The sequence below is a fragment of the Bradyrhizobium valentinum genome (assembly GCF_001440405.1).
Classification (GTDB): domain Bacteria; phylum Pseudomonadota; class Alphaproteobacteria; order Rhizobiales; family Xanthobacteraceae; genus Bradyrhizobium; species Bradyrhizobium valentinum.
The window spans coordinates 26,082-39,772 of record NZ_LLXX01000134.1; the positions used below are offsets into that span (position 1 = coordinate 26,082).

General features: G+C 63.6%; 11 protein-coding genes. 7 read left to right on the forward strand and 4 right to left on the reverse strand.

The window, feature by feature from the left end; genetic code table 11:
* A partial coding sequence (locus CP49_RS23395; protein WP_057901407.1) for a UDP-glucose dehydrogenase family protein occupies window positions 1-1,318 on the reverse strand: 1,318 nt, incomplete at its 3' end.
* 180 nt (window positions 1,319-1,498) lie between these two features.
* On the opposite strand from CP49_RS23395, the gene CP49_RS23400 reads away from it, so the two are divergent.
* The 3 genes from CP49_RS23400 (at window position 1,499) to CP49_RS23410 (ending at window position 6,747) form a co-directional block, all read left to right on the forward strand.
* Window positions 1,499-2,551, forward strand: coding sequence for an acyltransferase family protein (locus tag CP49_RS23400; RefSeq protein WP_057852542.1), 1,053 nt, complete (start codon window positions 1,499-1,501; stop codon window positions 2,549-2,551).
* Between the two features lie 220 nt (window positions 2,552-2,771).
* Window positions 2,772-5,825 (forward strand): DNA polymerase I, encoded by a 3,054-nt coding sequence (gene polA, locus CP49_RS23405; protein WP_057852543.1) that lies wholly within the window; start codon window positions 2,772-2,774, stop codon window positions 5,823-5,825.
* Window positions 5,826-6,111: 286 nt separating this feature from the next.
* The gene (locus CP49_RS23410; protein ID WP_057852544.1) at window positions 6,112-6,747 is read left to right on the forward strand and encodes a LysE family translocator; all 636 of its coding nucleotides are present in this window, start codon (window positions 6,112-6,114) and stop codon (window positions 6,745-6,747) included.
* 154 nt (window positions 6,748-6,901) lie between these two features.
* On the opposite strand, the gene CP49_RS23415 is transcribed toward CP49_RS23410, so the two are convergent.
* On the reverse strand, window positions 6,902-7,528 hold the full coding sequence (locus tag CP49_RS23415) for a glutathione S-transferase family protein (RefSeq protein ID WP_057852545.1): 627 nt from the start codon (window positions 7,526-7,528) through the stop codon (window positions 6,902-6,904).
* Between the two features lie 216 nt (window positions 7,529-7,744).
* Between CP49_RS23415 and pyrE the strand changes: the two genes are divergently transcribed.
* Together pyrE and CP49_RS23425 are read left to right on the forward strand one after the other, a co-directional pair.
* The gene (gene pyrE / locus CP49_RS23420; RefSeq protein ID WP_057852546.1) at window positions 7,745-8,308 is read left to right on the forward strand and encodes an orotate phosphoribosyltransferase; all 564 of its coding nucleotides are present in this window, start codon (window positions 7,745-7,747) and stop codon (window positions 8,306-8,308) included.
* Window positions 8,309-8,486: 178 nt separating this feature from the next.
* On the forward strand, window positions 8,487-9,296 hold the full coding sequence (locus CP49_RS23425) for a DUF2865 domain-containing protein (protein ID WP_420807635.1): 810 nt from the start codon (window positions 8,487-8,489) through the stop codon (window positions 9,294-9,296).
* A gap of 105 nt (window positions 9,297-9,401) precedes the next feature.
* Here the strand turns inward: CP49_RS23425 and CP49_RS23430 are convergent, their stop codons facing one another.
* A complete protein-coding gene (locus CP49_RS23430) occupies window positions 9,402-9,833 on the reverse strand; it encodes a hypothetical protein (RefSeq protein WP_057852547.1) in 432 nt (143 codons plus the stop codon).
* A gap of 179 nt (window positions 9,834-10,012) precedes the next feature.
* The gene (locus CP49_RS23435; protein ID WP_057852548.1) at window positions 10,013-10,243 is read right to left on the reverse strand and encodes a hypothetical protein; all 231 of its coding nucleotides are present in this window, start codon (window positions 10,241-10,243) and stop codon (window positions 10,013-10,015) included.
* 232 nt (window positions 10,244-10,475) lie between these two features.
* Between CP49_RS23435 and CP49_RS23440 the strand changes: the two genes are divergently transcribed.
* The gene (locus CP49_RS23440) at window positions 10,476-13,004 is read left to right on the forward strand and encodes a glycogen/starch/alpha-glucan phosphorylase (protein ID WP_420807636.1); all 2,529 of its coding nucleotides are present in this window, start codon (window positions 10,476-10,478) and stop codon (window positions 13,002-13,004) included.
* 200 nt (window positions 13,005-13,204) lie between these two features.
* Window positions 13,205-13,691: acyl-CoA thioesterase (locus CP49_RS43155; protein ID WP_197423198.1), on the forward strand; the 487-nt coding region annotated here is incomplete at its 3' end.

The window sequence follows — 13,691 nt, forward strand, 5'->3', positions numbered from 1 at the left end:
ACACCTGCGGTTCAGGCGCGCGCCCCACACTCTCATAGATAAAGCCGTGCGCGGCCATGTCGTCGCGACGGTAGATGTTGCGCAAATCCACCACGACCGGCTGCGCCATTTCGTCCTTAAGGCGGGCCAGATCGAGCGCCCGGAACTGGACCCACTCGGTGACGATCACCAGTGCATCGGCGCCGCGCGCGCATTCATAGGGGTCGGCGCAATATTCGATCTCGGGCAGTTCCTTCTTCGCCGGCTCCATGCCTACCGGATCGTGTGCGCGCACTTTTGCGCCCATGTCGAGCAACCCGGTGATCAGCGGGATCGACGGCGCCTCGCGCATGTCGTCGGTATCCGGCTTGAACGTCAGGCCGAGCACCGCCACGGTCTTGCCGCGCAGGCTGCCGCCGGCTGCATTGGAAACCTTGCGCGCCATCGCCCGCTTCCTGATGTCGTTGACGCCGAGCACCGCCTCGACGATGCGGAGTTGCACATCATGGTCCTGTGCGATCTTGACCAGCGCACGGGTATCCTTTGGAAAGCACGAGCCGCCGAAGCCCGGGCCGGCATGCAGGAACTTCGAGCCGATGCGGTTGTCGAGACCGATGCCGCGCGCGACCTCCTGCACGTCGGCGCCAACTTTTTCGGAGAGATCCGCCATCTCGTTGATGAAGGTGATCTTGGTGGCGAGGAACGCGTTCGCCGCGTATTTGATCAACTCCGCGGTGCGCCGCGCCGTGAACATCAGCGGCGCCTGGTTGAGCGAAAGCGGCCGGTAAACGTCGCCGAGCACCTTGCGCCCGCGCTCGTCCGAGGTGCCGACCACGATACGATCGGGGAATTTGAAGTCGCGGATCGCGGCGCCCTCGCGCAGAAACTCCGGATTGGAGGCGACCACCACGTCGGCCGACGGATTAGCCTCGCGGATCAGCCGCTCGACCTCATCTCCAGTGCCGACCGGCACGGTCGATTTTGTCACCACCACCGTGAAGCCGGACAGCACAGCCGCGATCTCGCGCGCCGCGCTGTACACGTAAGTGAGATCGGCATGACCATCGCCGCGCCGCGACGGCGTGCCGACCGCGATGAACACCGCGTCGGCTTCCGCGACCGGCGCAGTCAGGTCGGTGGTGAAATCCAGCCGCTTGGCCTTGACGTTGGACGCCACCAGCGCGTCGAGCCCGGGCTCGAAGATCGGGATTTCGCCTCTGCGCAGGGCTTCGATCTTGCCGGCATCCTTGTCCACGCAGGTGACCTGGTGGCCGAAATCGGCAAAGCAGGCGCCGGATACCAGCCCCACATAGCCCGTGCCAATCATGGCGATTCGCATGAAAACAATCCGTATTTGATGGTTAACGCCAATCCCTATTTTGCAGGCGTCTTAGAGCATTTTTCAACAAAGGGGAAACCGGAAAAAGCACAGAAAGCCGGCATGTCATTTGTATGAATAAAGGAGAAAGCAACGGATCGGGCCGAAGATGCGGCCACGTCGCGCCGAAAAGGGACACCGATGACTTTAAACGGGACATCCGCCGTCACCCAACGTCCCACCCGCATCGACTGGGTGGACTACGCCAAGGGCATCTGCATCGTCATGGTGGTGATGATGCATTCGGTGCTCGGCGTGGAAAAGGCGGCCGGCGACACCGGTTTCATGCATGCATTCGTCATGTTCGCCCAACCGTTCCGGATGCCGGATTTCTTCCTGATTTCAGGCCTGTTTCTCGCCGTCGTGATCGACCGCGACTGGCGCACCTATCTCGACCGCAAAGCCCTGCACTTCGCCTATTTCTACGTGCTGTGGATGACGATCCAGTTCGGCTTCAAGGCGCCGGGCTTCGCCGCTGAAAGCGGCTGGCGTCACGTCGGCTTCCTGTATCTGGAATCCTTCATCGAGCCGTTCGGCACGCTGTGGTTCATTTATTTGTTGCCGGTATTCTTCGTCGTCATAAAACTGTCACGCGGCGTCCCTCCGCTCGCGATCTGGCTCACGGCCGCGGCGCTGGAGATGGCGCACATCGCGACCGGCTGGACGGTGGTCGACGAATTCTGCGCGCGCTTCGTCTATTTCTATTCCGGCTATCTGTTTGCTTCCTACGTGTTCGCGCTGTCGGATCGCTCTCGGGAGAAGCCCGCGCTGGCGATCATTGGATTGGCGCTGTGGGCGCTCGTCAATGGCGGCCTCGTGATCGCGGACTTCAGCCATTGGCCGCTGATCTCACTGGTGCTCGGGTTCGCCGGCGCCGGCGCCATCATCGTCATGGGCACGCTGCTGGCGCGCATGCAGTGGCTCAACTTCCTGCGCTATTGCGGCGAGCATTCCATCGTCATCTATCTCGCCTTCTTCCTGCCGATGGCGGTGACCCGAACGTTGCTGCTGAAGACCGGCCTGATTACCGATATCGGAACGATTTCGCTGATCGTGACCGTTGCCGGCGTCGCGGGCGCGGTGTTGATCTGGCGGCTGGCGATGGCGCTGCGCGCCGACTTTCTGTTCGAGCGCCCCGAGGCCTTCTGGATCGCACCGAAAAAGGCTCGTCCGGCGTTGCAGCCGGCCGAGTAGGGTTTGCCGCATCGTTGTCGTCCCTGCGAACGCAGGGACCCATACCGCGTGATCCATCGATAAGGCAGAGCGGCAGACGCCTTTTGCAAAACATCCGTCTGTGGCTATGGGTCCCGGCTCGCGCTTCGCTTGGCCGGGACGACGATAAATGGTGTGCGACAATCCCAAATTACCACCTCCGAAGGCTGTCAATCCGCGCAAAAATCCCTAAATTTCGGCCATGCCGAAATCAGCCCCCAAAGCCGCCGCCAAATCCGCTCCCGTCAAAACCCCTGCCAAGGCGCCCGCCAAACAGCCCGGCAAGGGCGACCATGTATTCCTGGTCGACGGTTCCGGCTACATTTTCCGCGCCTATCACGCGCTGCCACCTCTAAACCGCAGATCCGACGGGCTGCAGGTCAATGCGGTGCTCGGCTTCTGCAATATGCTGTGGAAGCTGCTCCGCGAAATGCCCGAGGATAACCGGCCGACGCATCTGGCGGTCGTATTCGACAAGTCGGAGATCACGTTTCGCAACAAGCTCTATCCCGATTACAAGGCGCACCGGACAGCGGCGCCAGACGATCTGATCCCGCAATTTGCACTGATCCGCGAGGCGGTACGCGCGTTTGACCTGCCCTGCCTGGAACAGGTGGGATACGAGGCCGACGATCTGATCGCGACCTATGTCCGTATCGCCTGCGAGCGCGGCGCCACCGCGACCATCGTGTCCTCGGACAAGGACCTCATGCAGCTCGTGACCGATTGCGTCACCATGTACGACACCATGAAGGATCGCCGTATCGGCATCCCTGAGGTGGTCGAGAAATTCGGCGTGCCGCCTGAGAAAGTCGTCGAGGTGCAGGCGCTGGCCGGCGACTCCACCGACAATGTGCCGGGCGTGCCGGGCATTGGCGTCAAGACCGCCGCGCAACTGATCATCGAATATGGCGACCTCGAACAATTGCTGTTCCGAGCCGGCGAGATCAAACAGCCGAAACGGCGCGAGGCACTGATCGAGAACGCCGAGAAGGCGCGGATCTCGCGGCAGCTCGTTTTGCTCGACGACAAGGTCGATCTCGAAGTGCCGCTCGATGACCTCGTCGTGCACGAGCCCGACGCACGCAAGCTGATCGCCTTCCTCAAGGCGATGGAATTCTCCACCCTGACCCGCCGCGTCGCCGAATATTCGCAGATCGATCCCGCCGATATCGAGCCGGACGCAGGCAACAAGAGCGGCGCCAGCGTTTTCGCGGTCCCTCCATCAGGCAAGAAGCCGGAAGGCTATGAAGGCGCGACGCTGTTCGACAGCCCGCCCGCAGGCAAAGCCGGCGCTGCACCGGGCAAGACCGGCGGCGACAAGCAGGACAAGGCAGCGAGTCCCAAGGGCACGCCGATCTCGCTCGCGGCGGCCCGCGCGGAAGCTGTGCGAAAGCTGCAGGTCGACCGCAGCAAGTATCAGATCATCCGTAAGTTCGACGAGCTCAATGCCTGGGTTGCGCGGGCCTATGACGCCGGCACGTTTGCGATCGACGTCAAGGCGAGCTCGGACGATCCCATGCGGGCCGACATCTGCGGCATTGCGCTGGCGCTGGCGCCAAACGACGCCTGCTATGTGCCGCTCACCCACAAGCAATCCGGCGGCGGCGCAGGCCTGTTCGACGCTGGCCTCGCGCCGGACCAGATCACGGCCGCCGAGGCGCTGGCGGCGCTGCAGCCGCTGTTGGAATCACCAGGCATTCTCAAGATCGGCTTCGACATCAAGTTCAATGCCGTGATGCTGGCGCAGCACGGCATCACCCTGTGCAATATCGACGATGCGCAACTGATGTCGTATGCGCTCGACGCCGGGCGCAATTCACATGCGCTGGGGTCGCTCGCCGAACGTTGGTTTGGCCATGCCGTCACGAGCGAAAGCGAGCTAATCGGCAACGGCAAAAACAAGCTTACCTTCGACCAGGTCGCGATCGACAAGGCGGCCGTCTATTCGGCCGAAAGCGCCGACGTGATCCTGCGGCTGCATCGCGTGCTGAGGCCGCGCCTGACCGCCGAGCACATGACGACGGTCTATGAGACGCTTGAGCGGCCGCTGGTCAATGTGCTGGCGCGGATGGAACGGCGCGGCATCTCGATCGATCGGCAGGTGCTGTCGCGGCTGTCGGGCGATTTCGCCCAGACCGCGGCGCGCGTCGAGGCCGAGCTGCAGGAGATCGCGGGCGAGCCGATCAATGTCGGCAGCCCCAAGCAGATCGGCGACATCATCTTCGGCAAGATGGGAATACCCGGCGGCACCAGGACCAAGACCGGCGCGTGGTCGACCTCGGCACAGATACTCGACGAACTCGCCGAGCAGGGCCATGAGTTTCCAAAGAAGATCCTGGAATGGCGGCAGGTCTCAAAACTGAAGTCGACCTATACCGACGCGCTGCCGGCCTACGTCCATCCGCAGACCCACCGCGTGCATACGACGTACGCGCTGGCCGCGACCACCACGGGGCGGCTATCGTCGAACGAACCGAACCTGCAGAACATTCCTGTTCGTACCGAGGACGGCCGCAAGATCCGCCGTGCCTTCATTGCGACGCCCGGTCACAAGCTGGTGTCGGCGGATTATTCGCAGATCGAACTACGGCTGCTGGCCGAGATCGCCGACATCCCCGTGCTGAAGCAGGCGTTCCGCGACGGGCTCGACATTCACGCCATGACGGCGTCTGAGATGTTCGGCGTGCCGATCAAGGATATGCCGGGCGAGGTGCGCCGCCGCGCGAAAGCGATCAATTTCGGCATCATCTACGGCATCTCGGCGTTCGGTCTCGCCAACCAGCTCGGCATAGCCCGCGAAGAAGCCTCCGCCTATATAAAGAAATATTTCGAGCGCTTTCCGGGCATCCGCGCCTATATGGACGAGACGCGGGATTTCTGCCGCACCAACGGCTATGTCACGACGCTGTTCGGGCGGAAGATGTACTACCCGGACATCAAGGCCTCCAACGCGTCGGTCCGCGCCTTCAACGAACGCGCCGCGATCAACGCGCGCCTGCAAGGCACCGCCGCCGACATCATCCGCCGCGCCATGATCCGCATGGAAGATGCGCTGGCGGAAAAGAAGCTCTCGGCGCAGATGCTTCTACAAGTTCATGACGAACTGATCTTCGAGGTGCCCGACGATGAGGTGGCGGCGACGCTGCCGGTGGTGCAGCACGTGATGCAGGACGCGCCATTCCCGGCGGTGGTGCTGTCGCTGCCGCTGCAGGTGGACGCGCGGGCGGCGAATAATTGGGACGAGGCGCATTGAGAGCTGCCTCACGCGGCGCTCCTTAACCTCTCCCCGCTTGCGGGGAGATGTCGGATCGCCTCGGCGATGCGAAGCATCGTCCGGTGCGATCCGGGTGAGGGGTACCGGACTGACCGCATGCAGAGCTTGCGGAGAGAGCCCCTCACCCCAACCCTCTCGCCGCAAGAGCGGGGCGAGGGAGCGCACCGCCGATGCGGCCACATGCAAATGTCCTCGGAGCAATATACGAAATGACATCGCGGGTCCCCGCACGTTAGAAACGTGCACACCCCTCCGCGAGTCCTCCATGCCCCACCTCCCCACCTTGCTCGGTTTCGCCCTGGTCTCGCTCGGCATGGTGCTGACGCCGGGGCCGAATATGATCTACCTGATCTCGCGCTCGATCACGCAAGGGCCGGCAGCGGGCATCGTGTCGCTCGGCGGCGTCGCCCTCGGCTTCGTGTTCTACATGCTGTGCGCGGCGTTCGGCATCACGGCGCTGTTGTTCGCCGTGCCTTACGCTTATGATGCGCTGCGCTTCGCGGGCGCCGCCTATCTGCTGTGGCTGGCGTGGCAGGCGCTGAAGCCCAACGGGCGCTCGCCGTTTCAGGTGAAGAAGCTCGCGGTCGATGGCCCGCGCAAATTGTTCGCCATGGGATTCGTGACCAATCTGCTTAATCCGAAGATCGCGATGCTGTACCTGGCGCTGCTGCCGCAGTTCATCGATCCCACTGTGGGCAGCGTGCTGACGCAGTCACTGGCGCTGGGTGCGATCCAGATCGTCATCAGCGTCAGCGTCAACGCCATGATTGCGCTCGCCGCCGGATCGATCGCGCGCTTTCTCGGCACGCGGCCGAACTGGCTGTTGGTGCAGCGCTGGCTGATGGGCACCGTGCTGGCGGGGCTTGCGGTGAAGATGGCGTTCGAGGCGAAGCGGGCGTGATCTTTCTTCCTTCTCCCCTTGTGGGAGAAGGTGGCGCGCGAAGCGCGCCGGATGAGGGGTTTGCATCGGCGGAAAGAACCCCTCACCCGTCTCGAATGAGCTTCGCTCATTCGATCCACCCTCTCCCACAAGGGGAGAGGGGAAGTGTGGCCAGCTAATCCAGCTTGGCTTCCATGCCGCGCTTCGTCGCCGGGCGGGCCATCAGCGCGTTGTACCAGCGCTCGACGTTCGGAAAATCCTTCAGCTCGACCTTGTGGCGCGGGTGGCGCCAGGCCCAACCGAGGATGGCGAAGTCGGCGACCGACAGGGCGTCGGCGACAAATTCGCGCTCCTGCAGCCGCCGATCCAGCACGCCATAGAGCCGGCGCGTCTCGGCCATGAAGCGCTTCAGGCCATAGGCGCGGTCGGTTTCGTTCTCCAGCGCGATGAAATGGTGCACCTGGCCCGGAAACGGCCCGAAGCCGCCCATCTGCCACATCAGCCATTCATAGACCGGGATACGCTCGGCAAGCGGCTTGGGGAGGAACTTGCCGGTCTTCTCGCCGAGATAAAGCAGGATCGCGCCGGATTCGAAGATGCTGACCGGCTTGCCGCCGGGGCCGCCGGGATCGACGATCGCGGGGATCTTGTTGTTCGGGCTGAGCTTGAGGAAGCCGGGCGCCATCTGCTCGCCCTTGGTGATGTTCACCGGGATCACCTTGTAGGGCAGCCCCATTTCCTCCAGCGCGACGGAGATCTTGCGGCCGTTCGGGGTGTTCCAGGTGTGCAGCTCGATCGTCATTTACGGTTTCCCCCCAAAAAGAATTTCGCCGAAGCTTTGACCCTCCCGTAGCGCGGAACCAAAGGCCGTTACAACCGGTCTTTCAGTATGTCGTCCCTGCATTGTCCGGGGCCGACGCGGGACATCGTGCCCTGTTGACGACGCCGGATCGGCGCTGGAATGTGCCCGCGAGCGCCGATAGATTGCGGCCCGCCTCAAACCCCCGGGATAATCGCCTTGTCGAAATCAGCCTCCCGCGCCCGCCTCGCCGAGATCATCCGCAAGCGTTCGTTCGGCCGCGGCGAGATCACGCTGGCCTCGGGCCGCAAGAGCGACTTCTACTTCAACCTCAAGCCGACCATGCTCGACCCCGAGGGGGCGGCGCTCCTGGCCGAACTGACCTATGAGGCGCTGAAGGACGACAGGCTCGATTACGTCGGCGGGCTGGAGATGGGTGCAGTGCCGCTGGCCGGCGCTATCGCGCAGCTCTCCTGGATCAAGGGTCACCCGATCGCCGCGTTCTTCGTGCGCAAGAAGCCGAAGGAGCATGGCGCCCGCCTCGCGGTGGAGGGCCTCGCCAAGGGCGAAACCCTGCAAGGCAAGCGCATCGTGATCGTCGAGGACGTCACCACGACCGGCGGCTCGGCATTGAAAGCCGTCGAAGCCGTGCGCGACGCTGGCGGCGAGATCGTGCTGGTGCTGACCATGGTCGACCGCGAGGAAGGCGCGACCGAAGCCTTTGCCGAGGCCGGGCTGGAGTTTCGTTCGCTCTACAAGGCCGGCGAATTTTTGAAGGGGTGAGGGCCCGCCCTCTCCGCACACACCGCCGTCATGCCCGGGCCTGAACGGAGAGCGAGTGCCATTTCTTTTCCGCCTTCTCGCTCCCAGTAAAAGCTCATTTACCATCCCCCATTAAGGTTACTCCCGACTGAAGCCTCATCGCGCTTCAGCGCGTTTGTTGCGTCGGGTGGAGTTGGCGTTGCGTACAGAGTTGGCTTTTTCGCGCGTGCGGCGCCGCGCGATGTTTGCGGCCGCAGCGACCCTTGCGGGCGCGCTCGCGCTGACGCCCGGCAGCGTTTCCGCCGAGGGCCTGTTCGATTTCCTGTTCGGCGGCATCCAGAAACAGCAGGCGCGGCAAGGCCCCGCGCAGGCGAACTTCTTCGCCGATCCGTTCGGCATAAATCAACCGCCCCATCCTGCGCCGGCGCCGCGTGTCGCGGGCTCCGGACCTGCCTTCTGCGTGCGAAGCTGCGACGGCAAATATTTTCCGCTGACCATGCGCAGCAACGCCTCGCCCGTTCAGACCTGCCAGGCCTTCTGCCCGGCGAGCGCCACCAAGGTGTTTTACGGCAGCAGCATCGACAGCGCGGCCGCGAGCAATGGCGAGCGCTATGCCGACAGTGAAAACGCCTACGCCTATCGCAAGGCGCTGCGCGCCGACTGCACCTGCAACGGCCGAAGCCCGTCCGGACTGGCGCCGGTCGATCTCACGCTCGACACCTCGCTGCGCTCCGGCGACGTCGTCGCCACCACCGACGGCCTGGTGGCCTATACCGGCGTTCGCTTGGGGGCCGACCAGACGGCGGAATTCACCCCCGTCGCCTCCTATCCCGGCCTCACGGCGGATGTCCGCGCCCGGCTCGGCGAGATGAAGGTCGCGCCAGTCAGCGCCGAGATGGTCGCCGGCACCGCGCCGCTGCCCGAAGCACGGCGCGACGACGAACTGCCGACCGCCTCGATACCGAAGACGGCCGCGCCGAAAGCGGCGAAGCGGGCGGAAGCGCGATAGGGCACCCGCAGTACGCCGCAGGGCCCAAACACAAAATTGCGAAAACAACCCCATGCAAAGTAGCGTGGGCCCGGCCTCGCAGCATTCACATAGCTGACGCCAGCACTACCGCCCCACGATGACCCCGATCACGTTCGGCGCCGACAGATATTTTTCCTCGATCGCCGCGCGTGCCGCGGCGCGGTTTTCCGGTGTCAGCAGGCCGCGCTTCTCGGCCAGGATCATCCAGCAATAGCCCCACCAGTCCGTCAGCATGCCCTGATCGTCGACCAGGTCATAACCCTGCTCGGCGGCAAAGATTCGCGCCTGCGCTTCGTCCAGCGCGTCGAGAAAGGCGTGGTCCTCGACCGAAAACAGTTCGTCGCTGAAATCATCCGTGGTGTAGCCCCACACCGACATGCAGACCGCGTTGAACTCGCGGTCGATCGCGTCGTCGTCGACGAGCTGGCGGCGCGAGGCCTGATGCAGGCGCGACAGCGAGCGCGCGAAATCGGCGATGCGGGTGAGAGCGAACTGATCGAAGGCGATGGTGGACATGTAGTCCTCGCAAGCTCGGATAGACCATAAATGTTGTATCGGCGATGCACCGAATCACAATGATATATCAGATACTTGCTAAGGTGTTCTTAATTCGTTCTACTGGACGCATCTCAAATGATGTTTTGCGCTCATGCCAGCTCAGACGTCGTCCCGGCGAAGGCCGGGACGACCGTGGCTCACATCGCCGACAACAGCTTGTCGCCGCAATAATTGGCGTAGAACTTTCCGCCGCACTGCCGCTTCATCGCCGCACAGCGTGCGGCGGGCGACGCGCCCTTCGCGGTAGAGAAGGAGCAGCTCAGGCCATCGGCGCTCTTGCCGGCCTTGCCCGCGGCGTAGGCTGCACTGGTCGCGCTAATGCAGACGACCAGCAGTGTCGCGGCGGCAATCTCGATCGTCAATCTCATGACAGGCCTCCTTTTTTGAGGACGCCTCCTTCACACGAACCGGCATCCACCAGCCAGGTTCCGGCGATCCCGCAGCTTTCGTATAAAATTATAGCACCAAAAGCGGCCGCCGCGGTGCCGCGAAATCGGCCCGGTCTTTGCATAAATTCATGGCAGCGCAGTGCACAACCTACTCCGGCGTTTCGATTACCGGCCAAGGCGCGTATCTTCGTTGTGAGTCTCAACCGCAGGGATCGATGTGTTGCAGGAACAAATCCCAGTAAATTATCCGGCGCCGGGCCAGCCGATTGACGAGTTGGCGCTGGCGGAGATCAAGGGCGCGATCCTCGCCAAGCTCCGCCTTGCGATCGGCAAGGACGCCGCTATGGCAACCCGGCGCGACTGGTACAAGGCGGCGGCGCTGGCGCTGCGCGACCGCATCGTGCACCGCTGGCTGACGGCCGAAAAAGAGAGCTACGATGCCGGCAGCAAGCGGGTCTATTACCTCTCGCTCGAGTTCCTGATCGGCCGTCTGTTCACCGACGCGCTGAACAATATGGGCCTCTTGCCGGTATTCGAGGCGGCGCTCGGCGATCTCGGCGTCGGGCTTGACGACCTGCGCAAATGCGAACCGGATGCGGCGCTCGGCAATGGCGGCCTCGGGCGGCTCGCGGCGTGCTTCATGGAGAGCATGGCGACACTCGCCATTCCCGCCATCGGCTACGGCATCCGCTACGATTTCGGCCTGTTCCGCCAGATCATTTCGCATGGCTGGCAGCAGGAATATCCCGACGAATGGCTGGGCTTCGGCAACCCCTGGGAATTCCTGCGGGCGGAGGTGGTCTATCACGTTCATTTCGGCGGCCACGTCGACCATGTCGATGACCGCGGGCGTGACCGCGCGACGTGGCGGCCGGCGGAAACCGTTCAGGCCGTCGCCTACGACACGCCGATCGTGGGCTGGCGCGGCCAGCACGTCAACGCGCTGCGGCTGTGGTCGGCGCGCTCGCCCGATCCGCTGCGGCTCGACGTTTTCAACACCGGCGACTACCTCGGCGCCGTCGCCGAGGAGGCGCGCGCGGAATCGATCTGCAAATTCCTCTATCCGAATGACGAGAGCTCGGCCGGCCGGGAACTCCGCCTGCGGCAGGAATATTTCTTCGTCTCGGCCTCATTGCAGGACCTGATCAAGCGCCATCTTGCTTCCGACGGGCAGTTGCGCAACCTCCCCTCAAAGGTCGCGGTGCAACTTAACGACACCCATCCAAGCCTCGCCGTCACCGAGCTGATGCGCATCCTGGTCGACCTGCACAATTTCCGCTGGGACGAGGCGTGGAAGATCACGGTGGCGACGCTGTCCTACACCAATCACACGCTGCTGCCGGAAGCGCTGGAGACCTGGCCGGTCGAACTGTTCGAGCGGCTGTTGCCGCGGCATCTCGAAATCATCTACCGCATCAATGCCGCGCATCTGGCACTGGCGGATCAGCGTTGCCCAGGCGACATCGACTACCGTGCCTCGGTGTCGTTGATCGACGAGAAGTCCGGGCGGCGGGTGCGGATGGGACAGCTCGCCTTCGTCGGCTCGCACCGCATCAACGGCGTCTCGGCGATGCATTCCGACCTGATGAAAGAGACCGTGTTCCACGATCTCAACCATCTCTACCCCGGCCGCATCACCAACAAGACCAACGGCATCACCTTCCGCCGCTGGCTGATGCTGGCCAACCCAAAACTGACGGAGTTGCTGCGCGAGGCCTGCGGCGAGGCCGTGCTCGACGACTTCTCGCTGTTCGAGCGCCTCGAGGCACGCGCCAGCGACAACGCATTCCAGCAGCGCTTTCGCGACGTCAAGCATCAGAACAAGTTGGCGCTGGCGCGGCTGATCAACGAGCGGCTCGGCATCAAGGTCGATCCGTCGGCGCTGTTCGACATACAGATCAAGCGCATCCACGAGTACAAGCGGCAATTGCTCAACATCGTCGAGACCGTCGCACTGTATCAGGCGATCAAGGACGAGCCGCAGCGCGACTGGGTGCCGCGCGTGAAGATCTTCGCCGGCAAGGCGGCGGCGAGCTATCGCTACGCCAAGCTGATCATCAAGCTGATCAACGACGTCGCTGCAGTCGTCAACAACGACCCCGACGTCGCAGGAAGGCTGAAGGTCGTGTTCCTCGCCGATTACAATGTCAGCCTTGCCGAGGTGATCATTCCGGCCGCCGACCTCTCCGAGCAGATTTCGACCGCCGGCATGGAAGCCTCCGGCACCGGCAACATGAAGCTGGCGCTCAACGGCGCGCTGACCATCGGCACGCTCGACGGCGCCAATATCGAGATCCGCGACCATGTCGGCGCGGAGAACATCGCGATCTTCGGCATGGAGGCCGGCGACGTCATGGTCCGGCGCAAGCAGGGGCTGGATGCAACCGACGTGATCAACCGCTCGCCGCGGCTGGCGCGGGCTATCACCGCGATCGAGAGCGGCGCGCTCTCGCCCGACGATCCGGCCCGCTTCGCCTCCATCGGTCATGCGCTGCGCTATCTCGACCACTACATGGTCTCAGCCGATTTCGATTCCTATTATCAGGCGCAGCGCGGCATCGATGCGCGCTGGCGGGTGGTGCCGGCCTGGACCCGCGCCTCGATCCTCAACGTCGCGCGGATGCCGTGGTTCTCCTCCGACCGCACCATCCGGGAGTATGCCGAGGATATCTGGCACGTGCCGGTGCGCGCGGCCGCGCCGGTGATCGAGCCAAGCGCCCAGCGCGGGGCGACGCGGTAATGCCGGGATGCGGAAGCCATTACCTCTGACGTCATTGAATTCGGTAAAATAGTCGCGATACTGCATCCACCGTCATTGCGAGGAGCAAAGCGACGAAGCAATCCATTTCTCCGCTTGCGGCGCGATGGATTGCTTCGCGTCGCTCGCAATGACGGCATTTGCGGCAACGACGTCGCGCCCCTCATAACCGAAGAACATAAATGCTGACCAAAGCCCCCCATCTTTTCGACGACGCCACGCGGGTCACCGCTGGCGATAGCCGCTGGCAAGGCAAGACCAGCCCCGACTACTGGGCCTTTGTCGGCCCGTTCGGCGGCTGCACCGCTGCGACCATCCTGCGCGCACTGATCGACCATCCGCAGCGGGCGGGCGATCCGCTGTCGATGACCGTGAATTTCTGCGCACCGATCGCGGAAGGCGCCTTCGATCTCGACGTGCGCCTGGTCAAGGCCAACCGCTCGAGCCAACACTGGAGTGTGGAGATGACGCAAGCCGGCGAGGTGACGACGCTGGCGACGGCTGTGTTCGCCGAGCGCCGTCCGTCCTGGTCGCACCAGCAGGCCGCTTTTCCGCACTCAGTGCCGTTCGAGCAGGCGCGGTCCTTTCCGCGCACGCCGATGACCTGGACGCACCAGTATGATTTCCGATTTGTCGAGGGCGAGCCGAGCTTCTACGGCTCGCCGGCCG